Here is a 23,526-nt window from a genome sequence, read left to right as displayed (position 1 = left end):
TTTTACGCGCAGTCTTTGGAACCTTGGGTAAAACAGACTTTGACAATACAGATGTGGCCAGGGACCATTCCTTTCACTGTATCGCGGGTGCCGAATCCTCGGCCCCACGCGCCATACTACGCATGTGGGGTTAATGGTTTCAATATTCCAGTAACCCTTTTGCGCTTCATGCCGTTCTCCAGCTCCCGTCCGGGTTCCGAAGTCCGGTCGAAGACAGATTGGATTTCATTCCTGTCAGGAACACCCAGGCCGGCGCCTGCTGGTCGGCCAGCCGTGTCGCCTGATTTTCGGGCATGCGATAGCGCGCGAGCGCCTGCGCCGCCGGTGCGGCAAGGGCGCGGAAGCTTTGGGCGGACGGTCGATCACGGCAATCGGCACATCGGACGCGATGCGCCGCCAATCTTTCCAGCGATGAAATTGCGCGAGATTGTCAGCGCCCATGATCCAGACGAAGTGCACGCCGGAGACACGGCGGCGCAAGTGGATGATCGTGTCCACAGTGTAGCTGACGCCAATGACAGCTTCGAGACAGCTGATGTCGATGCGCGGATCGTCGGCAACGCGGCGCGCGGCCTCGGCGCGCTCGGCGAGCGCGTGCAGGCCATCATGGTTCTTCAGCGGATTGCCCGGCGTCAGCAGCCACCACACGCGGTCGAGCTGCAGGCGCTTGAGCGCGAACAGGCTGATGGCGCGATGCGCGGCGTGCGGCGGATTGAACGAGCCACCAAGCAGCCCGATGCGCATGCCGTTGGTATAGAACGGAAGCGCTTGGGCTGCGGATAACGACACGCTCGATGCTTGCTGCAATGGCTTACCGTGCGCGTGCGACAATGATCACGGCCGCGTCTGCCCGGTGCCGTGGACGCGGTACTTGAAGCTCGTCAGCTGCTCGGCGCCGACAGGCCCGCGGGCGTGGAATTTGCCGGTAGCAATTCCGATCTCCGCGCCGAAGCCGAACTCGCCGCCGTCGGCGAACTGGGTCGAGGCGTTGTGCAGCACGATCGCCGAATCGACCTCGTTGAGAAATCTTTCCGCGGCAGCGGCATCCTCCGTTACGATCGCATCGGTGTGATGCGAGCCGTGATTATGAATATGCGCAATCGCTTCATCGAGACCGTCGACGATCCTCGCCGAGATGATCGCGTCCTCGTATTCGGTGTCCCAGTCCTCGTCGGATGCGGGCTTCACCCTGGCATCGACGCCCTGCACGGCGTCGTCGCCGCGCACCTCGCAACCGGCATCGATCAACAGCTCGACCAGCGGTTTCAGCTGCGTCGCGGCAGCGTTGCGATCGACCAGCAGGGTCTCGACGGCGCCGCAGACGCCGGGACGGCGCATCTTGGCGTTCAGCACGACCGCCTTGGCCATATCGAGCCTGGCGCTAGCATCGACGTAGATGTGGTTGACGCCCTCGAGATGCGCGAACACCGGAACGCGTGCCTCCGCCTCGACGCGTGCGACGAGACTCTTGCCGCCGCGCGGCACGATCACATCGATGCCGCCGTTCAATCCCGTCAGCATCAGGCCGACGGCCGCACGGTCGCGGGTCGGCACCAGGGTAATCGCGGCCTCGGGCAGGCCGGCTTCACGCAGGCCCTGCACGAGGCAATCATGGATCGCGCGGCAGGAGCGGAAACTGTCCGAGCCGCCGCGCAGGATCACGGCGTTGCCGGACTTCAAGCACAGCACACCAGCGTCGGCGGCGACGTTGGGGCGGCTCTCGAAGATCACGCCGATGACGCCGAGCGGCACGCGGACGCGTTCGATGGTCATGCCGTTCGGCCGCTGCCAGCTTTCGGTGACGGCGCCGACCGGATCAATGATCTCGCGTACGGTCGCGACGCCATCGGCCATGCCGGCGACGCGCGCCTGCGTCAGCGTCAGGCGGTCGACGAAGGCAGAGGTCATGCCGCTCGCACGCGCCTCGGCGACATCCTCGGCATTGGCGGCGAGGATGGCCGCCGCATTGGCGCGGATCACGCGCTCGATCGCGGCGAGCGCCCGTTCCTTCTGCTCCGGCGGCGCCAGCGCCAGCACGCGCGCGGCGGCGCGCGCCTTGGCGGCGAGGTCGGTCATCAGGGCGGTGAGATCGGCGTTGCCGTCGATCGCCTTCAGGGGGGCGCTCATGAAACTACCAGCTTTGGACTAAGGCCATGTTCTAGCATGGCAATTGAAGGGTGGCGAGGCGCGGAACCGGCATGGCAGGTGGGCAGCAGGCCGCCCGCTCGGCCCAGCAAGTTATTTGGGCCTATTTGGCGGGATCGCCCCGGCCGGGCCGATCACGAGGTCGTCGCGATGGATCATCTCGGATCGGCCGCTGATGCCCAGAATGGCCATCACATCGGGCGAGGAGCGGCCCATGATCTTCTCGGCGTTCTCGGCGTCGTAGGCGACCAGGCCGCGGCCGATCTCGTGGGTGTCGGGGCCGCGCACCACCACGGCATCGCCGCGGGCGAACTGGCCGTCGACCCGGATCACGCCAGCCGGCAACAGGCTCTTGCCGGCGCGCAGCGCCGCGACCGCGCCGGCATCGATGGTCAAGGTGCCCTTTGGCTCGAGTGAGCCCGCGATCCAGCGTTTGCGCGCGGTGACGGGATTGGCGGGGGTCAGGAACCAGGTGCAGCGGCCGCCGTCGGCGATCGCAGCAAGCGGATGCTCGATCTTGCCCGATGCGATCAGCATGTGGGTGCCGGCCGTGGTCGCGATCTTCGCGGCCTCGATCTTGGTGGTCATGCCGCCGCGCGACAGTTCGGACCCGGCCGAGCCGGCCATCCCCTCGATCTCCGAGGTGATGCTTTCGACCACCGGGATCAGCCTGGCGTCGGGATCGAGCGCGGGCGGCGCGGTGTAGAGGCCGTCGATATCGGACAGCAGGATCAAAAGATCCGCGCTCGCCATGGTGGCGACGCGGGCGGCGAGGCGATCATTGTCGCCGTAGCGGATCTCGGTGGTTGCGACCGTGTCGTTCTCGTTGATCACGGGCACCGCGCCCCATTCCAGCAGCTTGGCGATCGTCGAGCGCGCGTTGAGATAGCGGCGGCGCTCCTCGGTGTCCTGCAGCGTCACCAGAATCTGCCCGGCGCCGATGCCGTGATGGCCGAGCACCTCCGACCAGATTCGCGCCAGCGCGATCTGGCCGACCGCTGCGGCAGCCTGGCTCTCCTCGAGCTTCAGCGGGCCGCGCGGCAGCTTCAGGCGGCTGCGGCCGAGCGCGATCGAGCCCGACGACACAACCATGACCTCGCAGCCTCGCTTGTGCAGCTTTGCGATGTCCTCGACCAGCGCGGCGAGCCAGGACGCGCGCACTTCGCCGGCCTGCGAGTTCGACCAGCAGCGACGAGCCGACCTTGACGACGATACGGCGAAAGTTCTTGAGCGCGGGGCGTTTCATGGATTCGGTCTGGCAGGAAGGTGGAAGCAATAGACGCCACAATGTGGCTTGGGAAGTCCAGGCGTTGCGCGGCTTGTGCCGTTCAACCCTGCGGCACCGGCGTCGCCCACGGCTCCGCCTGGCCCTTGGCCTTGTTGGACACCGGCGCTTCGCCGATCACGTCGACCAGCGCGCGCAGCGCGTCCTGCACGCCTTCGCCGGTCGCGCCTGACAGCAACAGCGGCGTCTTCTTCGCCGCCCGCTTGAGGCGGTCCTTCTGCTTCTTCAGTTCGTCGGGCGCGACCGCGTCGATCTTGTTGAGCGCGACGATCTCGATCTTGTCGGCGAGATGGCCCTCATAGGCTTCGAGCTCGGTGCGCACCGTCTTGTAGGCCTTGCCGGCATGCTCGCAGGTCGCATCGACCAGATGCAGCAGCACGCGGCAGCGCTCGACGTGACCGAGGAAGCGGTCGCCGAGGCCGGCGCCTTCATGCGCGCCCTCGATCAGGCCGGGGATGTCGGCGAGCACGAATTCGCGGCCGCCGAAATTCACCACGCCAAGCTGCGGATGCAGCGTGGTGAAGGGATAGTCGGCGATCTTCGGCCGTGCCGCGCTGACCACCGACAAGAAGGTCGATTTGCCGGCGTTGGGCAGGCCGACCAGGCCGGCATCGGCGATCAGCTTCAGCCGCAGCCAGATCCAGCGCTCTTCGCCGGGCGCGCCGGGATTGGCGTTGCGCGGCGCGCGGTTGGTGGAGGATTTGAAATGCGCGTTGCCGAAGCCGCCATTGCCGCCTTCAGCCAGCACGAATTTCTCGCCGAGTTCGGTGAAGTCGTGCAGCAGGGTCTCGCGGTCCTCGTCGAACACCTGGGTGCCGACCGGCACCTTCAGCACGATCGGCTTGCCGTTGGCGCCATGGCGGTCCTTGCCCATGCCATTGGTGCCCTTCTGTGCCTTGAAGTGCTGCTGGTAGCGGTAATCGATCAGCGTGTTCAGTCCGTCGACGGACTCGATGATGACGTCACCGCCGCGACCGCCATTGCCGCCGGAGGGACCGCCGAACTCGATGAACTTCTCGCGCCGGAACGCGACGCAGCCGTTGCCGCCGTCGCCCGAGCGAATATAGACCTTGGCTTCATCGAGGAATTTCATGATTTTCACTAGTTAGGGCAGGGTGGCCGCGGCGGCAACCCGGAAAGGCCCTGACTTCAGCGAAAAGCCTTAATTTTCGGGCCTTTTTACGGCCCTTGCGGCTAACTCGGCCGCCGCCGGACCAGGAATTTCTGCATCCCCTCCAGCACCAGCTCGCGGCGCTGGTTGTGGACGGTCGAGCGCAGCGTCACGACGCCGGTGGTCTTGCCCGGTGACAGCTCGATCACCTCCAGCGCGGGGTAGATGGTATCGCCGGCATAGACCGGCTTCAGGAACTTGCTCGATTGCTCGAGGAAGCCGATCAGCGACTCCTCCACGACATAGGGGAACAATCCCGCGCCGGGCGCGGTGTGCACCAGGGTCTGGAAGCCGTGGGCGAGCAAATCAGGCATGCCGCGCGCGCGGCAATATTCGACGTCGTAATGGATCGGATGGGTATCGCCGCTGGCGGTCTGAAACGCCGCGAACACGGCCGAGGTCTGGGTCCGGCTCGGAATCACGAAGCGCTCGCCGAGCACGAAATCCTCGAACCAGCGCTGCGCGGGGACCATGCGATGCTGGGTGGGGTCGAAGTCGCTCATGCGGCGTTTCCTGCTCTTTTTGTTGCCGGGATCAGCTACCGGTATCGCAGCGACGCAGGTGCGGCAATCCGTTCAATTCGTCACGCCCGGGCTTGTCGCGGGCATCCACGTCTTTAAAACCGGACGACTCGGGCATAGGCGAGCGGAAGCGACGCTGTCCTTGGCCAAGCGAGCGGAAGCGACTCCGTCGTTGGCCAGGCCCGACAAAAGAAAGCGCAAGTCGATTCATGAGCCTGTTCGCAAAGCTGTCCTCCTACGACGACCGGTCGGCGCGGCTCGCCGGCATCGGGTTGATGCTGCTGTCGATCTTCATGTTCTCGTTCGGCGACGCGATGGGCAAATTCATCGTCGCGACCTATTCGGTCGGGCAATTGCTGTGGCTGCGCGCCTGCGCGGCGCTGCTCGTGCTGCTGCCGATCGTGTGGCAGCGGCGCGCGGATTTCCTGCATCTGGAACGGCCGTGGCTGCAATTGCTGCGCGTCACGCTGTCGACGGTGGAGGTTGCGGCGTTCTTCCTGGCGACGGTCTATCTGCCGCTCGCCGACGTCATCACCTACTACCTCGCCGGACCGATCTTCGTCACCGCGATGTCGGGCCTCGTGCTCGGCGAGCATATCGGCTGGCGGCGCTGGACCGCGATCCTGGTCGGCTTTTGCGGAGTGCTGATCGCGCTCCGGCCGTCGGCGCAGACGATCAGCTGGCCGGCGATGATCGCGCTTGGCGGCAGCCTGTCGTTTGCGGTGCTGATGCTGATCACGCGCTCGTTGCGCGCGACGCCCGATATCGTGCTGGCGACGTCGCAATTCGGCGGCACCTTCATCCTGGGCCTCGTGCTCTCGCCGTTCGGCTGGGTGACGCCGTCAGCCGGCAGCCTCGTGCTGTTCTTCACCGCCGGCATCATCTCGGTCGCGGCGCTGCTTTGCGTCAATCGTTCGCTGAAGCTCGCGCCGGCGAGCGTGGTGGTGCCCTACCAGTATTCGATGATCGTCTGGGCGGTGATCTTCGGCTTCGTGGTGTTCGGCGACGTGCCGTCCTGGGCCACCATCATCGGCGCCGCTGTTATCATCGCGGCCGGCCTCTACATCTTCGTGCGCGAGCAACAGCTTGGACGCCCGGACTCCGCGGTGAATCCGCCGGCGTGACCGCATTGTCGTCCCGGCCTTGAGCCGGGACCCATAACCACCGATGCTGATTGCTGCACAGGCTGAAGCCACAGCTCGGCCGAGCAATGTCCATTTGTGGTTATGGGTCCCCGCGTTCGCGGGGACGACGACCGTTGTTGTGGATCGGGTCTCAGCTCTCCCGCCGGGTCGAGTTGTTCCAGCGCTTCAGCGACGTCCAGACACCGCGTGACAGGCGGAAGCAGTCGACCGGGCTCGAGGAGCCCAGCGCCTCGAAGCGGTGCAGCTCGACGCCGCCCCACTGGAAGCCGCACTTCTCGAGGATATTGCGCGACGACGGATTGACGACGCGGGCGCCCGAGATCAGCTGGTCGAGATCGAACTCCTCGAAGAAGTAATCGATCACCGCGCGCGCAGCCTCGGTGCCGAAGCCCTGGCCCCAATAGTCGACGCCGAGCCAGTAGCCGAGTTCGGCCGATGTCTCCTCGCGCCAGTCGATGCCGACCATGCCGATCGGCGTGTGATTGTTCTCGATCAGGAAAACGGTTTCGCGCCCGCCGGCGCCGAGCGCGCGCACGAAGTCGATGGCGTCGTCCTGGGTATAGGGATGCGGCAGGCGGCGGGTGTTCTCCGCGATGCGGCGGTCATTGGCGAGGCGTTCGATTGCTTTTACGTCCGCGAGCGTCGGCTTGCGCAATGTCAGCCGTTCTGTCTCGAGGACGCAAGCTCTTGCCTCACGCAAGGTCGGCGTCGGGATGTCCTGCAACATGTCGAGCTCCTGTGATGCGAAAAAATCGGTACGCAACGCTTGGAACGTCACGCGCGGTCGAAGTGGAACGCGCGCAACAAAAGGGGAGGCCGGTCATCCCGCCTCCCCTTGGAGCCCTTTGCGACTCCGCCGGTTCAACAGGACCCGGCGGACTCATGTGTGTCCACCGTCTACTCGGCCGCCTCTGCCATCGGAATAACCGATACAAACGTGCGGCCGTTGGCTTTGGCACGGAACTCGACATGACCCTCGACCTTGGCGAAGAGAGTATGATCGGTGCCCATGCCGACATTAAGGCCAGGATGCCAGGTGGTGCCGCGCTGACGCGCGATGATGTTTCCGGGGATCACGCGCTCGCCACCGAACGCCTTGATGCCAAGGCGCTTGCCCTTGGAATCACGCCCGTTGCGCGATGAACCGCCTGCTTTTTTGTGAGCCATGGCTCGTCTCCGACTTCGCTTTGATCTCTAGATCAATTCCTTGACGGAATCATTTCACGTTTTGTCACGCTTCACATCTGAAAGCGCGACGATCACTTCTTCTTAAGCCTTGGCCGCGGCCTTCTTGGCCGGAGCCTTCTTGGCGGCCGGCGCCTTTGCGGGCGCCTTCTTCTTGGCCGCCTTCGGCGCTGCGTCCTCGCCATCGGCGGGCGCTGCGACCTTTTCCTTCTTCGGCCGCGGGCCGACGGTCGGCTTGGCGTTATCGGCGAGGATCTCGGTGATGCGAAGCACCGTGAGCTCGTCGCGATAGCCGCGCTTGCGGCGTGAATTCTTGCGGCGACGCTTCTTGAACGCGATCACCTTGGCGCCGCGCTTGTGCTGCAGCACTTCGGCTGCAACGGACGCGCCTGCCACGGTGGGCGTTCCCAGCACCGGCGTATCACCGCCGAGCACCAGAACTTCGCCAAGCTGCACGATCGTGCCGACATCGCCGGCGATCTTGCCTATCTCGAGTACATCATTCGGAACGACACGGTATTGCCGGCCGCCGGTTTTGATGACTGCGAACATCGTTTGATTCCTTCGTGTTCGATCCCGGCCTCGGACGGTTCGCCCGGGTCGGCTTTTTGTTCAGTCGCTATGGGTTGCGTGTCTCGTGCGAAGGGAATGAATTCCCAAATGGTCCGCACAAAAACGATCGGCGCGAGAAATCCCCGCGCCGGATGGGGGGACTTATAGCCGCAAACGACCGAGAGTCAAGGTAGCGCAAAAACCGGCCAAAAATGAAGGGTTTGGCATGGTTTTGGCCCGGATTGGCGACTCAAGCCTGCGCCTGAGCCGCGGTCCGGTCTGGCGACGGATGGCCTGGCGCGGGCTGGCCCAGTGTGTCCGCCGCACCCGAGGAGCCGGTTTCGCCGGTAATTCCGTCCATCGAATGGCGCCGGCGCGCAAGCAACCAATCGGGTTCCCCGCCGTTAACGACCCGACCTCAAGCGGGCAGGCACGGGCAAATGGCCGAAGACACTGGATTGACCACGGGCATCGCGCACCACGGTGCCGCGCGGCTGCCGTCTGTCGACATCGACAGCTTCAACATCGAGCTGAAGGACGACGAGGGCTTTCTCGGCGATCGCGCCTCCAAGGGTGCGTTCCGCAAGATCCTCGACCGCTGGCGCAAGCCGCTGCGCAAGTCGGACGAAGATCCGTTCGGCGACGAGCCGTCGGACAAGATCAGCAAGAAGAAGCTCGATGAGTTGCTGGTCGGCGACGACACCGAGGCCTCCGCGGTCGTGCATAGCGCGATCGAGGAGTTTGCGCAGGAGCTCGCCCATGTGACACGGCGCTTCCTCAACACCAAGGCCTGGGCCAAGACCGAGCGCATCGTGGTCGGCGGCGGCTTCCGCGACTCCAGGCTCGGCGAACTCGCCATCGCGCGCACCGAGATCATCCTGAAGTCGGAGGACTTCAAGGTCGATTTGCTGCCGATCCGCTTTCATCCCGACGATGCCGGGCTGATCGGCACGCTGCATCTCGCGCCATCGTGGATTTTCGAGGCCCATGACGGCGTCCTCGCCGTCGACATCGGCGGCACCAATATCCGCTGCGGCGTGGTCGAGTTCGCGCTGGAAGAAGGCGCCCGATCTCTCCAAGGCGGCGGTCTGGAAATCGGAGCTGTGGCGCCACGCCGATGACGAGCCGACGCGCGAAGGCGCGGTGAAGCGGCTGGTGAAGATGCTGAAGGAGTTGATTGCCGCCGCCGAGAAGGAGAATCTCAAGCTCGCGCCGTTCATCGGCATCGCCTGTCCCGGCGTCATCAATGAGGACGGATCGATCGAAAAGGGGGCGCAGAACCTGCCCGGAAATTGGGAGAGCAGCAAATTCAACTTGCCGGCGAGCCTGGTCGAGGCGATCCCGCAGATCGGCGATCATGACACCGCGATCGTGATGCATAATGACGGCGTGGTGCAGGGGCTGGCCGAGGTCCCGTTCATGCAGGACGTCGCGCGCTGGGGCGTGCTGACGATCGGAACCGGGCTTGGCAATGCCCGCTACACCAATCGCAAGCGAGAGAACGGCAAGGACGAGAAGAAGGCCGAGAAGAAAGACAAGGACGACGAGAACGAAAAGAGCGAGAAAAAGGCCAAAAAAGCCAGGAAGGCCGATGCCTGAGCCGTCAGGATTCAGCGATCGCGCGCGCTCCATCCGGTCTACGGTCTGCCTTCTCCTTCCCCCTGAAAGGGGGAAGGTCGGGATGGGGGTCAGCCGCAGGCGATGCTGTTTGCGGAGAGAGCAGATCCCCACCCGCTTTGCTCTGGCGAGCAAAGCGACCTCCCCTTTCAAGGGGAGGTAAGCATGCGTAGCCCGGATGCAGCCAACGGGTCGCGCGAATGCGCGCCCGATGACAAGCTCCGCGAAATCCGGGGCACCTCCATCCGCAGATCCAGCGGCCGCGGATTACGCACGGTAAGGTTGATCGGTTAGGTTAAGATCGGGTTCGCGTTGCCGTTTCGACGTCGCTCGCTACCGTGGCCCGTGTCGCTCCCGCCGACCGGCGAAGCCGCACTTCCCGGCCAGCAATATTAAGAAGCGGCACGGGACCGCCAGTTTTTGTCGCGTCCTGGCGGTCCCACCACTTCTACCTCCAATTGATCCGCTCGAAGAAGCCGGCGATCTCGGCGGCCGCGCGGTCGGGGTCCTCGCGATGCGGGAAATGCCCGACATCGGGAAACATCTCGAGGTCCAGATTGGAGAAGGTCTCGCCCAATCGGTCGGTCCAGGCATAGGGAAACAGCGGATCGTGCTCGGCCCAGCGGATGCAGGTCGGAACAGTGATCGGCGGCAGCGCCGGGGCTTCGCCCTGCATCATCTTCACGCGCGCCGCGTGTGACGCGCGATAATGCGCAAAGCCGCCGGCGAGATTGCCGGGCTTGAAGAAATTGTCGGCGAAATCCTCGATCACGTCGTCGAACGCGGCCTTGCGGTGCGACCAGTGGTGCAGGAAATGGCCGATATAGGTGCGGCAGCTGTCTCTGCTGGCGCCGACCAGCGCGGGCGCCATCTCCATCTGGTGGAACGACTGGTACCAGATGTGATTCAGCCGGTCGGGCGCGGCCATCCGCGGCCCGATGCCGGGATAGACGAAATCGAACAAAAATAGTCCGGCGATGCGGTCGGGCGCCTTGCGGGCGAGGGGCTGCATCACGGCACCGCCGACGTCGTGGCCGACCACGCCGGCCTTGCCGATGCCGAGCGCGTCCAGCAGCGCCAGCATGTCGTCGGTATGCTGGTCGGGGCCGTACGCTCCTCCATGTGAGCCTTGCGGCTTGTCGCTGTCGCCGAAGCCGCGCAAGTCGGGGGCGATTAGGGCGTAGCGGCCTGCGAGGCGCGCCATCACCGGCTCCCAGGTCAGCCAGAATTCCGGCCAGCCGTGCAACAGCAGCAGCGGCTTGCCCGTCCCGGTCCGCGCGACGTGGAACGCCGCGCCATTGGCTCGAATCGTCACATGCTCCATGGCCCGCTCCTGCTCCGGCTGGTTCGCTCGCGCGCCGACGAACCCGAGGTGTCCTGCTAGCGCCTTGTTTCCGCGCACTTTCTCATGTTGGCCCGATGTTTCGGCGGTACGAGGCAGCGGTGACGGAAATATTATTGCAGCGCCTTGTCTGTCCCGCCGTCCTCGCCTAGAACACGCCCCGACCGCGGGTGGCGCAAATCACCCGGGCCATCGGAGAGGTGGCAGAGTGGTTGAATGCACCGCACTCGAAATGCGGCATAGGTGCAAGCCTATCGGGGGTTCGAATCCCTCCCTCTCCGCCATATCAAATTGTAATTATTAGAGTTTTTTGATTTTAGCTTGCGGGCCCCTGCCTGACTCACTTCATTCGTCTCATTCGTCCGCTGTCTCTCCGCATCCCCACTTCGAAAGGCGCGATCGGACCAAACGTCCGGAAGTCCGCCCGTAGCGGCACAGCTTCCGCTGCGCTGCATCTACAGATTGATAAGGGGAATCGCGCACCATTCGATATTGAGTGGCCCGCGTGCACCACTTTAGGCTGCCAAGGACCCTTGGGAGAGAACAACGAGTGCCTTCCGATACATCGTCTAAGCAACTGCCCGTTTATCTCGAAGGTTTGGCAATACGATTCTTTCGAGGGATCGGTCCAGAACAACAGAAACTCGGCCCGTTTAAGGGCTTCAATTTCTTTGTAGGCGCCAACAATTCTGGCAAGTCCACGATACTGGACTTCATTCACCGATATCTGGGTGCCGCAGGAAACATCAAAACGACCGCCGACAGAATCGATCGATACACCGGAGAAAAAACAGGGGAGTTGGACTTTGCTATAGGCTGGACCCCCGATCGGTTTATACGGACCGTATTTGATCGACTGAACCCTGAAATGAAACGTCGCTTCCAAGATAAAATCTCGGCGATTTGTCGCGTCCTTGGAGAGCCCGATCGTACAATTTGGGTGGTCCCCAAGAAGGGGCCAGTCATTTCTCCAAGCAAGATGGGCCAACTGAGGAGTTTGTTCGACCAACATGAGTGGCATTCGCTTTGGGCCAACTTGAAGCAAATGCAGGGCGGCGACCTGATAAACCATTGGATACCGCAAACGGTATCTCTCTTCTATGAAGCCCAACCGGAGCATTTGCCCCCGATAGGCTTCATACCGACGCACCGGCAGATAGGCGACACCTCGGACCAATTTGACGATTTTAGCGGGCGCGGCTTGATCGCTCGGCTCGCCGAGCTCCAAAGTCCTGATCACGACAAGAGAGACGAACTAGTTCTGTTTGAGAAGATAAATTCGTTCCTGCAAACAGTCGTCGGTCGAAAAGACGCCAAGATTGAGATTCCCCACAACCGAAAACACATCTTGGTTCATATGGACAACAAGGTGCTCCCTCTCATCAACCTCGGAACGGGCATACACGAAGTCATAATGATTGCTGCCTTCTGCACGATAAGCGATCAGCATATCGTTTGCATCGAAGAGCCGGAGACCCACCTACATCCCCTGCTGCAGCGCAAGCTTATATCCTACCTGCACGCCAATACGTCGAACCAATACTTCATAGCGACACATTCTGCGAGCTTCATTGATACTGCCGGGGCGGCAATCTTCCACGTAACTAATGACGGCATCCAAACGCGAATTAGAGAATCCGTGCTGCGAAGTGATCGGTTCGCTATCTGCGAAGATCTTGGAATCAGAGCGTCGGATATAGTTCAATCGAATTTTGTAGTTTGGGTAGAAGGTCCATCGGACCGAATTTACCTTCGAGCATGGATTCACACTGCCGACCCGACCTTGGTTGAAGGCATCCACTACTCAATTATGTTCTACGGGGGGCGTCTGCTAAGCCACCTGTCCGCACAAGACGACGAGGTGACAGAATTCATCCGGTTGCGTTCGCTTAACCAAAAGCTCTGCGTAGTAATGGATAGCGACAAAGCATCCTCGCACGCGAAGGTGAACGATACGAAACTGCGAGTGTCTGAAGAACTAAAGCAGGGCGGCGCGCTCGTTTGGATTACAAAAGGACGAGAGATCGAAAACTACGTGCCCTTTGACGTCCTTCAGAACGCGGTGAAGCAAGTGTATGCCGGCCGATATCATTCGGCTCCCGACCAAGGCCAATATACTCACGCGCTTCATTTTTGGCCCGTTGGAACGAGCGGAAACCGCGCAAAAAACTTGGAGACAAGAGTCGACAAAGTCCGGGTGGCTAAATTTGTGGTAGGAGGACAGCTTGATTTGGGGACGCTTGATCTAAAGCGGAATATTCAAGACCTAGTTTCGCGTATTCAGAAAGCGAACTCGTAACGGCCTTATGCGCGCGTGCGCGGCTGGCAAGCTTGCGGCAGGTCGCAGCCTCGCGCCCGATCGTCTCGGATACGGCATCGAACCCCAATCCGAACACGTCATGCAGCAGAAAGGCCGCCCGCTCCAAAGGCGACAGGCGTTCCAGGGCAATCATCAACGGCAGGATCAGATCGTCCGCCGCTTCCTCTGCTTCGGGGTCGAAGAATGGTTCGGGGAGCCACGGTCCGACATAGGCGGCACGCAGGCGCCGTGCGGATTTCAATTCGTTGAGGGATAATCGGGTGACGATGGTGTGCAAGACTGCCTTGGGATCGCGCATCTGATCGCGATCGGCAGCGAGCCAGCGTACCCAGGCGCTGTGCACGACATCCTCTGCGTCGGCGACCGAGCCCAGCATCCGATAGGCCAGCCGGATCAGGCGTGGCCGCAACTCGGCGAAGATCTCGGCAGCTGACGGTTCAGCTGCATCTGTCATGACGCCACCGGAACGGGCACCGAGGCCGCGTCACGGCCGCGTACGAACTGAAGCGCGGTCTTCGCCACCCGCTGTCCCAGGTGGCGGGCGGTTGCGAGATCGGAGTCAGGCGGGGCGGTGTCCGCGCCCTCGTCGGTGTTCGACTGTACCCGGCTCCCAGCCAGAACCCCAGCCTGTTCGGATCGGCTTGCGATCCCGATGCGGAGTTGTTCCCCGGGGCAGGTCGAGATTGACCCAATGCATGCCATGCTGTGCGGCGAACAATGCAAGCTGGATCAATGTGGACAGCTTGTCGCCGGCGTGTGCCCCCGAATTGGTGAAGCCTGCCGCGAGCTTGTCCTTCCAGCGATAGCCGTTGGACATCACCGCGCGTGACGTTGCTTCCTGAAAGGCTTTGAAGGCCGCGGAGGCGGCACCCATGTAGGTAGGCGTGCCGAAGATCAGCGCTTCCGCATCCATCAGCCGATCCCAGTTCTGTTCCACGATCTCGACGGGCACCAGAAGCGCCTCTGCCCCATCGATATCCTGGATGCCGGACCTGACGGCCTCCGCCTGCCGCCGGGTATGGCCGTAGGCGCTATGATAGACGATTGCGATCAGGGTACGACCGCCTCCGGTTCCGAGTGTATGCATGCTGTCCTCTGCTGCTGCCGTTGCAGAAGCCAAGACAAGGCAGCGCGTTCGAAACGTGACATGCCCTCCCGAACGTTCGTCCGGAGGATGTTGCCCCAATTGACCGCCACGTAGGCCGGAGCGGTGGCCGCCGGCTCCTTTGCATGGGGTTGTTTTCGATATTTTGGCGGGAGCCGCGGTCGCGTCGGGGTCGGTCGACCCTCGCCGAAGGTTGATCCCGACAATCCCATCCATCATCACCGGGTGTCGGCAGCGAGGTCGAACCTAGCGCGGTGGCGCCGGTAACCTTAATTTTTCCTTTCGATTGTCGATAAAGTTTTATCGATTATCCTCGTGACAGTTGAGCGGTGTGACGAACCGCACGATGAGCGGCAACAGCCGAGTGGCTGGACGACCGCTCTGAAATCGAAGGGTGGGCAGAGCGCAGTGCCAGCCACCTTTCGGGCTGTCCGGCGGCGGCCGGCGGGGCAAATCAATTTTGAAGTGCTTTTGATTGCCAGGTTGCGGCGCATATCGCTCCGCATGAAGCCTTTCAATTGGGATGTTCCAAGATGACGCTCGCGCATGTCTTGATCGCGGCCGGTGGCGGCTTTTTGTTGCTCGCTGGCTTCGTCGCATTTGCCCTTTGGAGAAACGCGCTCCATTCGACGGCGCGGATTTAGCAACAGGCGAGATTGAGATCCGGCGGCCTCGCTCATGGGGACGAGCGAGCGTGGCTGTCGGGATGGCCGCACCGCCGCGCGGCCTGACAGCCGAGCACCGCGCCTTACGACCTACCCCAAGGCGACGCGTGCTCGGCTGTTCAATTCCTGACCACGGTTTGTCATTCGACACGTTGATTGCGTAAAGGCGATTGCTCCGCTCTCCGCGTCACCTCCACGACGCGAGATCCAGTCTGCGCGTGATCGCGATGGCCTCGAGGAAGGCCTCGTCGTGGCTGACGACCAGCAGCGCGCCGTCATAGGCGCGCAAGCCGGCCTCGACCGCTTCCATCGATTCGATGTCGAGATGGTTGGTCGGCTCGTCGAGGATCAGGAAAGGCGGCGGCCTCACGCCGCCCAGCACACAGGCAAGACCGGCGCGAAGCAACTGGCCGCCGGAGAGGCTCGCAACGGGCTGCAGCGCGGCATCGGCGCGGAACATGAATCGCGCCAGCGCCGCGCGGCAGGCATTCTCGCCGGCATCCGGATTGATGCGCCGGAAATTCTCCAGGATGGAGGCCGACGCATCGAGCAGGCTGACCGCCTGATCGAACATGGCGAACCGGGTCATCACCTCGACGGTGCCGCGCGCCGCGGTCAGGTCGCCGCTGACGAGCTTGAGCAGCGTCGTCTTGCCGGCGCCGTTGGAGCCAGTGATCGCGACGCGCTCCGGACCGGACATGGAGAAGGTGACGTCACGCAGGATCGGCGCGTCCGCGCCGTAGCCGACGTCGGCCGCGTCGATCCGCAGCACCATCCTGCTCGCCGGCAGATGCGTCGAGGGCAGCTGCACCGCAAACGGTTGCAGCACCTCGATGCGTTGCCGCGCCGCGATGGCAAGTTCGAGCGCTTGCGTCCGCCGTCGTTCGGCGAGGCGGGCGTTCTCGCCGCCGCTGTCCTCGCTGCGGTCCTTGCGCAGCCCGGCGGCGATGCGCGGCAGATCGCCCTTGGCGCGCTTCCTTGCACCCGCGCCGTCCTTGCGCGCCTTCCGTTCGTTGGCTTCTCTTGTGTTACGGTCGATCTCGGCGACGCGCTTCTCGGCATCGGCCAGATCGTGTCGTGCTGCCGACAGCTCGATGGCCTTGCGTGCGCGATACTGGCTCCAATTGCCGCCGTACCGCCTGGCTTCCAGCGATGTCAGTTCGACGATCGCATCCATCGTCTCCAGCAATTCGCGGTCGTGGCTGACGATGATGGCGCCGTGCCGCCAGTCGGCGAGCAGGTCGATCACCGCCTTGCGTCCCGCACGGTCGAGATTGTTGGTCGGCTCATCCAGCAGCAGAAAGTCGGGCTGTGCGAAGGTCAGCGCGGCGAGCCGCGCCCGGGTCGCCTGGCCGCCGGACAGCGTCGCCAGCGGCGCGTCGAGTGCATCGTTCAGTCCGACGCGCTCGAGCGCGGCCGCGATGCGCGTGTCGAGCGTCCAGTCGACGTCGGCAATCTCCTCGGTGCTCGCAAGGCCCTGTTCGGCACGACGTAGCGCGGCCAATGCGCGGCGCGCGTCGAACAGGTCGACGACGCGTTCATCCGGCTCCAGCTGAACCGTCTGATGCAACATCCCGACGCGTCCCTGAACCGAGACGGTGCCGGATTGCGGCGTGCGCACCCTCGCGATCAGGCTGAGCAGCGTCGTCTTCCCGACGCCTGTTCCTGCCGACAAGGCCGGTGCGTTCGGGTCCGAAGTTCAGATCGATGTTGGAAAGGAGAACCCGGCCGTCAGGCGCGGACAGGGTCAGACGAGAGAGCGCGATCGATGCAGGCATGAATATCCCCGAGGGCAAGGCTGATGGGCGTTGCTGTCAGGGTGAAATCCATGGCCGTCGGCATCCTCAGGGATTGATGATTGAACTGATGTAGTCGCCTGTGAAGGCAGGATCAAGGCGCGAAGCGTATCGTCACGCCGCTTCGGCGAAGGTCCAGCGGTCGGGATCTGGGGTGTGGCCGATCAAAGCGAGACCGTAGGCGATCGATTCGAATTGATCCGCCGAGGTCAGCCGTGCCGCGCCAAAACGTTCGGCGAACAGGCGCTGCACGGCCGGCACGAACGAGGTGCCGCCGGTCAGGAACACCTTCTCGACGTCGCGCGCGGTGATGCCCGCCTGGGCCAGCGCCTCGTCCACCGTCGCGCCGAGCCGTTCGATGTCGTCGGCGATCCAGGATTCGAAATCGTCGCGCGTCACGGTCGCGCCGATATCGATGCCTTCGCGGGCGAAACGGAACTCGACGCGGTCGCGGCTCGACAGCGCGACCTTGGTGTCGGACACGGCGCGATAAAGCGCGAAGCCGAGATCGTGGTCGACGATGGTGATGAAATCGTGCAGCGGCGCCGGATCGAGCGCGGTGCGCGCGAGCTGCTGCAACTCGCGCAAATCGCCATTGCCCCGCATCATCGCGAGCTGATGCCAGCGGGCGAGGCTCGAATAATAGTGATTGGGGATCGGCAACACCTTGTCGAACGAGCGGTAGCTGGTGCCCTTGCCGAGCCGCGGCGAGACGATGTGGTCGACGATGCGGTAATCGAAGGTGTCGCCGGCGATGCCGATGCCGGCGTGGCCCAGCGGTTCGGCGCGCAGCACGCCGCCCTTGCGCGAGAACCGCATTACGGAGAAGTCGCTGGTGCCGCCGCCGAAATCGGCGACGAGCACGGTGGCATCGTGGTCCAGCGTGCGCGCGAAGGAGAACGCCGCGCCGACCGGCTCGTAGACGTAGCGCGCATGGCCGGCGCCGAGCCGCTCGAACGCAGCCCGGTAGCGCTGCATCGCGAGCTCGTCATTGGGATTGCCGCCCGCAAAGCGTACCGGTCGGCCGACCATGATGGTCGGCGCGCCGAGATCGAATCCTTCGCCGGCATGCCGCGTCAGCGTGCGCAGGAACGCCGCGAGCAGGTCCTCGAACTTGTAGCGTTGCCGGAAGATCTGGGTGGTATTGAAGGCCGAGCTCGCCGCAAACGTCTTGAACGACTGGATGAAGCGATGGATCGTGCGTCCCTCGAGGAACTGCTCGATCGCCCACGGGCCGCCCTCGGCGCGCGGATGCAGGCCGGCGCCCGGCCGTTCCTCCCAGAAGCACAGCGCGGACACATAGACGCTATGCGTGCGGCCGCCGTGGTCGAAGCGGATCGCCTCGACGCGGCCGTCGCCGTCGGACAGCGCGACCACGGTGTTGCTGGTGCCAAAATCGACGCCAATCGAGACGGCGGGCGGGGCGCTCGACATGTCATGCTCGGATTGTCTGTGAAAGGGGGCGGACGTTTAGCGGCTTTGGCCGGATTTGCCAACCCGTCTGGACGCTATCCAGTTGGGCCAGTTCCGCCTCCCCTTGGCAAGGGGAGGTCGCTTTGCTCGCCAGAGCAAAGCGGGTCGGGATCCGCGCACTCCGCAGAGAGCATCGCCTGCGGCTGACCCCCATCCCGACCTTCGGGAAGGAGAAGGAAGGCCTCGATGACGCGGCTCAATCCTTCAATGCGTAGGCGATGACGTAGTCGCCGCGTTTGGTGCCGAACGAGCCGTGGCCGCCGGCCGCGGTGACCACGTATTGCTTGCCGCCAGCCTCGTAGCTCATCGGCGTCGATTGCGCGCCGGCCGGAAGGCGATCCTCCCAGAGCACCTTGCCGTTGCGCACATCGTAGGCCCGGATCGTGTACTCATAGGTCCCGGTGTAGAACGCAACGCCGCCGGCGGTGGTGATCGGCCCGCCCAGCATCGGCACGCCCATCTTGAATGGAAGCGGCAGCGGCGTGGTGTCCCGGATCGTGCCGTTGGGATGCTGCCAGACGATCTTCATCGTCCTCAGATCGATCGCGGCCATCGAGCCCCATGGCGGCCGGTAGCACGGCACGGAGAGCGGCGAGAGGAAGCTCGAGATGCCGACGCCGAACGGCGTGCCGTACATCGGCTGCACCCCGACCTCGCTGCCGACCGGTTTCTCGGCTGTCGGCGCCGGAGGATTCTGCGGGCCGCGCGGAATGAGCCTGGAGGCGAACGGCAACGACATCGGATTGGCGATGGCGATCTGCCTGACAGGATCGACCGCGATGCCGCCCCATTCGAACATGCCGAGATTGCCCGGGAAGACCAGCGTGCCCTGCAACGACGGCGGCGTGAAGGTGCCTTCGTAGCGCAAGCGGTGGAACATGATCCGGCACAGCAGCTGATCGAAGATCGTGCCGCCCCACATGTCGGCGCCGGTCAGCTTCGCCTCCGGGCGGAAGGTCAGTTCGGAGAACGGCTGGGTCGGTGCAGAGCGGTCGCCGGGCGCGGGCCCTTGCGGCACTGCGCGTTCCGGCGCCGGCACGATCAGTTCGCCGGTCCTGCGGTCGAGCACGACGATGTTGCCCACCTTGGTCGGCTGGATCAGCGCGGGAACGACGCCCTTGGCCGTCGTCACATCGACCAGGCTCGGTTGCGAGGGAACGTCCATGTCCCAGAGATCATGATGCACGGTCTGGTACGACCAGGCGCGCTTGCCGGTGTTGATGTCCAGCGCGACGATGGCGCTGGAATAGCGCTCGACCAGCGCATCGCGATTGCCGCCCCAGATGTCAGGTCCGTTGTTGCCGGTCGGGATGTAGACCAAATTCAATTTCGGATCGAACGAGGCCGTGATCCAGGAATTCGGTGACCCGTTGGTGTAATGACGCGTCGGCGACGGCAATGCGTTCTCGTCCGCCGCGCCGGAATCCCAGGCCCAGACCAGCCTGCCGGTATAGACATCGAAGCCGCGGATCACGCCCGACGGCACCTCGACCGCATAATTGTCGATCACCGCGGCGGCCACGACCAGGATCTTGTCGCTGACGACCGGCGGCGACGTCGGCTCGAAGAAGCCGGCGGTCTTGATCCCCATGCCTTGCTGCAGGTCGAGGATGCCGTGATCGGCGAAACCATCGCAGAGCTTGCCGCTGTCGGCATCGAGCGCAATCATGCGGCCGTCATTGACCGGCAGAAATATCCGCCGCGGGCATTCGGCCGGCGCCGGATTGCCGCCAGAGTCGACGGCGCCCTGCGCGGCTTCGTGATAAGAGACCCGCGGCAGGTCATGTGCTGGAACGTCTTGTTGTGCACGAGCCTGGGGTCGTAGCGCCAGCGCTCCGTACCGGTCTTGGCGTCGAGCGCGAACAGCACCTGGTGCTGCGAGCAGAGATAGAGCGTATCGCGCACCTTGATCGGGGTGACCTCGAAGGTCGTCTCTCCGGAATCGTCTGGTGTCTTCACGTCGCCGGTGCGGAAGGTCCAGGCGACCTTGAGGTTGCCGACATTGTCAGGCGTGATCTGCTTCAGCGGCGAATAGCGTTGTCCGAATTGCGTGCGTCCATAGGCGCGCCAGTCGCCGTCCGGCTGCGGTTCGGCTTCGCTTTGCGGCACGGCAGAGCCGGACTCGGCAATCGTGCCGTTGATGTCGTGATAGCTGGACAGCAGCCCGGCGATGAGCACCGCCGCAGCAGCGACGACGCCGATCCAGAGTGGCGCCGTTGCGCGCATGTAAGGCACCGGCCCGCTTCGTGTCAGCGCGCGGACGATCACCGGCGTGAGCAGCCACAGCGCCATGGGGAAGATGATGTCGCCACGCGCCGCGAGCGGCCACCAGTCGAACCGCACCTCATAGACGGCCCACGCCAGCGTGCCGAGCAGCACGATCGCAAACAGCCAGAGCGCCTGATGGCGCCGCGCCAGCAGTAGCGCTGCCGTGGCGAGAATGCCGACGCCGAGGACAGTGTAGAAGATCGATCCACCCAGTGCGGCGAGCCAAATGCCGCCGCCCGCGAGGACCAGGCCGATCAGGGCGTAGACGATAGCCGTGATGAAGACTGCCCTGGATCGCTGCATGGTCGCTCCGGTGCGGGGCGGGATCGGGCTTGTCCCGCACAAGCGCGACAGACCGCGTCCGCCGTCGCGGACTGTCGTTCAGCCAACCGCAACTTGCAACCTGGAACTGCGATGTTGGGGCGCCACAAGCGCGTAAGGTTGCTATGCGAAGCCCGCCGAAGCAAATCATTCAAAATGCGCGCACCTTCAACAGGGAGCAGTGGAGCTGCGGGGCTGACGCAAAGGTGTGAGGTCTTCAGCGAATCTTTGAATCGACGCGCTCTTCCAGTCCTGTGCAGGCGCTGCTCTATACCGTTCCGCGGATGGTTGGCACGCAGGAGAAGCAACAATGACACTGAACCCCACTGCCGAGAATTATCGCGTCGCGGTCGCCGCCTATGAGGCGGGCCGGCCGAGCTACCCTGCGGAGATTGTCGCCGCGCTGCCGCTTGCTGCCGCGCGCTGTGTTGTCGACCTCGGTGCCGGAACCGGCAAGTTCACCCGCCTGCTGCTGCAGCATTTGCCGGCAACCGCGCGCCTGGTCGCCGTCGAGCCCGTCGCCGAGATGTCGGCCAGCCTGGCCAAGGAAGCTGGAGTGGAGGTCATCAACACGCGCGCCGATGCGATCAACCTCGAAACCGGCAGCGTCGACCTCGTCACCTGCGCCCAGGCGTTTCACTGGTTCGACAACGAGGCGTCGGTCGCCGAGATCGCGCGGCTGCTGCATCCCGGCGGGACGCTTGCGCTGGTCTGGAACAACCGGGATGACCGCACGCCGTGGGTCGACGCGTTGTCCATCATGATCGAGGGTTATGCGGGCGACACGCCCCGGCAGCGGACCGGACGCTGGCGCTGGATCCTGAAGGACCCGCGCTTCGTGCTTGAGAGGGAAATCGTGCAGGACCATCCGCACCGGATGAAGCGACAGGACGTCTTCGAGCGCATCGCATCGACGAGCTATGTCGCCAATTTGCCCGATGCGGAGAAGGCGATCCTGCGCGACAAAACCGACAATATCCTGCGCGAAGCCGGTCTCGGCGACGCCGACGAAGTGGTGTTTCCCTACGTCACGCAGCTCTTCTTGCTGAAGCGGATCTAGACCACGCTATTGCGCGGCGCGTCCTTGCTCGACCGCCTGCTTCAGGCGCGGCAGCGTCATGCGCCAGTAGAAGGAAACATGCTTGGCGCCTGAGTCAGGCCCGATTTCCCAGCCGCTTCCGCGGCGGATCGGCGAAGGCGGCACCTGCTGGGTGACGGTCAGCACCGTTTCGCCGCCGTCAGGCACGAGCGTCATCGTGATCGTTGCATAGGATTGCGGAACATCCGGCAGGCCGGAGACCTGCGACCAATAGGAGTATTCGAGCCGCATCGGCGGCTCGACATGGAGGACGCGGCCCCTGTCGCGATAGCGCTTTGTGCCGATCTCCGCCTCGATCTCGATCGGCGCGCCGATCCGCCAATCGGTCCTGAAATGCGCGTTGCGCCATCTCTCGCCCGCTTTGGAGTCCATGATCGCGTCCCACACCTGCCTTGGCTCGGCAGCGATGCGGATCGTTTCGGTGACGGACTGAAAGGCCGGGGGCTCGTGCGTCATCGAATGCTCACTTGTCGCCCACGACCTTCCATTTTCCATCGGCGCCGCGCCGCAGCGAGGGATCGCCGATGCGGATGTGTTGCGCAAGAAAATCGATGAAGGCGCGCACCCGGGCCGGCAGCGGGCCGGCATGGCCGACATAGACCGCGTGGATGTCCTCGCGATCGCCGGGGTTGAGATTCTGCAGCACCGGCACCAGACGACCGGCCTCGATGTCGGGCCCGATATGAAACAGCGCCAGCCGTGCCACGCCGATGCCGCCGAGCGTGAGTTGGCGCGCGGTCTCGCCGTCGCTGGCGCGGGCGACCGGCGGCGGCAGCGCTTCCTCGATCTTCTCGGCGCGGCGGAACGGCCAGCCTCGGATGCTGCGCGGAAAGGTCCAGCCGATGCCGCGATGGCCGGCAAGGTCGGCCGGCGTCTTCGGCGTGCCGAAGCGGGTGAGATAGGACGGCGCGGCGACCACCGCCATGCGGCTGGTGCCGAGCTTGCGTGCGATCAGCCGCGAGGCCCCGAGCGGGCCGGCGCGGATCGCGACGTCGGCGCGTGCCTGCATCAGATCGACCAGCGTGTCGGTCAGCACGATGTCGAGCGTGATGTCGGGATGCTCGCGCATGAAGCGCGACAGCAGCGGCATCACATGCAGCATGCCGAACGGGATGTTGCTGTTCACGGTGAGATGCCCGCGCGGCACGCATGAGGCGGCCTCGCGTTCGGCTTCGTCGATATCGGCGAGGATGCGCTGGGCGCGCTGGTAGAAGGCCTGGCCTTCCTCCGTGAGTTGCAGCTTGCGCGTGGTGCGGTTGACCAGCCGCGTGCCGAGCCGGGTCTCGAGCCGCGAGACCAGCTTGCTGACGCCGGACGGTGTCTGGCGCAGGCTGTTCGCTGCAGCCGTGAAGCCGCCGAGATCGACGACGCGGACGAATACGTCCATCTCGCCGGAGCGGTTGGTATCTGTGCGGGCCATTTTGAATTCAAGTCACAAATGATTGGATTGCGGCCATTCTAATCCTTCCTCGCCCGGACCGCTATCTCGCTTTGCGGAATCCTTTTGTCCGGAGCG

The 23,526-nt window shown here is 64.0% G+C and carries 14 protein-coding genes, 1 tRNA gene and 7 pseudogenes; 5 read left to right on the top strand and 17 right to left on the bottom strand.

Translation table 11 applies throughout. The features are described from left to right. Positions 1-166: 166 nt before the first annotated feature. From ACSKB9_RS23090 to ACSKB9_RS23070, 5 genes and pseudogenes are all read right to left on the bottom strand, one after another. Positions 167-744 (bottom strand): annotated as a pseudogene (locus tag ACSKB9_RS23090) (nicotinate-nucleotide adenylyltransferase). Positions 745-834: 90 nt separating this feature from the next. Further along, the gene (locus tag ACSKB9_RS23085; protein WP_438075983.1) at positions 835-2,127 is read right to left on the bottom strand and encodes a glutamate-5-semialdehyde dehydrogenase; all 1,293 of its coding nucleotides are present in this window, start codon (positions 2,125-2,127) and stop codon (positions 835-837) included. A 111-nt stretch (positions 2,128-2,238) separates the two neighbouring features. Then, a pseudogene (gene proB, locus ACSKB9_RS23080) lies at positions 2,239-3,391 on the bottom strand (glutamate 5-kinase). Positions 3,392-3,473: 82 nt separating this feature from the next. After that, complete coding sequence (gene obgE, locus ACSKB9_RS23075) at positions 3,474-4,523, bottom strand: GTPase ObgE (RefSeq protein ID WP_038384668.1); 1,050 nt, start codon at positions 4,521-4,523, stop codon at positions 3,474-3,476. Between the two features lie 101 nt (positions 4,524-4,624). Beyond that, positions 4,625-5,104, bottom strand: a complete 480-nt coding sequence (locus ACSKB9_RS23070) for a MaoC family dehydratase (protein ID WP_076834607.1) — start codon at positions 5,102-5,104, stop codon at positions 4,625-4,627. Between the two features lie 227 nt (positions 5,105-5,331). Here ACSKB9_RS23070 and ACSKB9_RS23065 point away from each other — a divergent pair, with 227 nt between their 5' ends. Next, on the top strand, positions 5,332-6,246 hold the full coding sequence (locus ACSKB9_RS23065; RefSeq protein ID WP_253605440.1) for a DMT family transporter: 915 nt from the start codon (positions 5,332-5,334) through the stop codon (positions 6,244-6,246). Positions 6,247-6,397: 151 nt separating this feature from the next. On the opposite strand, the gene ACSKB9_RS23060 is transcribed toward ACSKB9_RS23065, so the two are convergent. The 3 genes from ACSKB9_RS23060 to rplU form a co-directional block, all read right to left on the bottom strand. Next, positions 6,398-6,994, bottom strand: coding sequence for a GNAT family N-acetyltransferase (locus tag ACSKB9_RS23060; protein WP_438075980.1), 597 nt, complete (start codon positions 6,992-6,994; stop codon positions 6,398-6,400). 170 nt (positions 6,995-7,164) lie between these two features. Next, on the bottom strand, positions 7,165-7,434 hold the full coding sequence (gene rpmA / locus ACSKB9_RS23055) for a 50S ribosomal protein L27 (protein WP_016847848.1): 270 nt from the start codon (positions 7,432-7,434) through the stop codon (positions 7,165-7,167). 102 nt (positions 7,435-7,536) lie between these two features. Next, positions 7,537-8,004: a 50S ribosomal protein L21 gene (gene rplU / locus ACSKB9_RS23050; RefSeq protein ID WP_016847849.1), complete on the bottom strand. Its 468-nt coding sequence runs from the start codon at positions 8,002-8,004 to the stop codon at positions 7,537-7,539. A gap of 440 nt (positions 8,005-8,444) precedes the next feature. Between rplU and ACSKB9_RS23045 the strand changes: the two are divergent. Next, a pseudogene (locus ACSKB9_RS23045) lies at positions 8,445-9,603 on the top strand (ROK family protein). 466 nt (positions 9,604-10,069) lie between these two features. Here the strand turns inward: ACSKB9_RS23045 and ACSKB9_RS23040 are convergent. Next, on the bottom strand, positions 10,070-10,945 hold the full coding sequence (locus tag ACSKB9_RS23040; RefSeq protein ID WP_438075977.1) for an alpha/beta fold hydrolase: 876 nt from the start codon (positions 10,943-10,945) through the stop codon (positions 10,070-10,072). 212 nt (positions 10,946-11,157) lie between these two features. On the opposite strand from ACSKB9_RS23040, the gene ACSKB9_RS23035 reads away from it, so the two are divergent. Together ACSKB9_RS23035 and ACSKB9_RS23030 are read left to right on the top strand one after the other, a co-directional pair. After that, a tRNA-Ser gene (locus tag ACSKB9_RS23035) sits at positions 11,158-11,247 on the top strand. A gap of 266 nt (positions 11,248-11,513) precedes the next feature. Next, a complete protein-coding gene (locus ACSKB9_RS23030; RefSeq protein WP_438075975.1) occupies positions 11,514-13,262 on the top strand; it encodes an ATP-dependent nuclease in 1,749 nt (582 codons plus the stop codon). Between the two features lie 7 nt (positions 13,263-13,269). Here the strand turns inward: ACSKB9_RS23030 and ACSKB9_RS23025 are convergent. The 6 genes and pseudogenes from ACSKB9_RS23025 to ACSKB9_RS23000 form a co-directional block, all read right to left on the bottom strand. Then, positions 13,270-13,737 (bottom strand): annotated as a pseudogene (locus ACSKB9_RS23025) (sigma factor); the annotation flags it as partial. Then, a pseudogene (locus ACSKB9_RS23020) lies at positions 13,734-14,370 on the bottom strand (flavodoxin family protein). The pseudogenes ACSKB9_RS23020 and ACSKB9_RS23025, both read right to left, overlap by 4 nt. A 287-nt stretch (positions 14,371-14,657) precedes the next feature. Continuing rightward, on the bottom strand, positions 14,658-15,068 hold the full coding sequence (locus tag ACSKB9_RS23015) for a hypothetical protein (protein ID WP_438075973.1): 411 nt from the start codon (positions 15,066-15,068) through the stop codon (positions 14,658-14,660). Between the two features lie 172 nt (positions 15,069-15,240). Next, positions 15,241-16,831 (bottom strand): annotated as a pseudogene (locus ACSKB9_RS23010) (ABC-F family ATP-binding cassette domain-containing protein). A gap of 132 nt (positions 16,832-16,963) precedes the next feature. Further along, entirely contained in the window at positions 16,964-18,283 is a 1,320-nt protein-coding gene (locus ACSKB9_RS23005) for an Hsp70 family protein (RefSeq protein WP_438075971.1), read from the bottom strand. 235 nt (positions 18,284-18,518) lie between these two features. Then, positions 18,519-20,548 (bottom strand): annotated as a pseudogene (locus ACSKB9_RS23000) (membrane-bound PQQ-dependent dehydrogenase, glucose/quinate/shikimate family). Positions 20,549-21,221: 673 nt separating this feature from the next. On the opposite strand from ACSKB9_RS23000, the gene ACSKB9_RS22995 reads away from it, so the two are divergent. Then, complete coding sequence (locus ACSKB9_RS22995) at positions 21,222-21,971, top strand: class I SAM-dependent methyltransferase (RefSeq protein ID WP_438075969.1); 750 nt, start codon at positions 21,222-21,224, stop codon at positions 21,969-21,971. A gap of 6 nt (positions 21,972-21,977) precedes the next feature. Here ACSKB9_RS22995 and ACSKB9_RS22990 read toward each other — a convergent pair whose 3' ends face one another. Further along, complete coding sequence (locus ACSKB9_RS22990) at positions 21,978-22,466, bottom strand: SRPBCC family protein (RefSeq protein ID WP_438075967.1); 489 nt, start codon at positions 22,464-22,466, stop codon at positions 21,978-21,980. Between the two features lie 7 nt (positions 22,467-22,473). After that, the gene (locus tag ACSKB9_RS22985; protein WP_438075965.1) at positions 22,474-23,430 is read right to left on the bottom strand and encodes a LysR family transcriptional regulator; all 957 of its coding nucleotides are present in this window, start codon (positions 23,428-23,430) and stop codon (positions 22,474-22,476) included. Between the last annotated feature and the right edge of the window lie 96 nt (positions 23,431-23,526).

The organism is Bradyrhizobium sp. BR 1433, assembly GCF_051547665.1.
Classification (GTDB): Bacteria; Pseudomonadota; Alphaproteobacteria; order Rhizobiales; family Xanthobacteraceae; genus Bradyrhizobium; species Bradyrhizobium australafricanum.
This window is presented reverse-complemented; position numbering and strand designations above follow the sequence as displayed.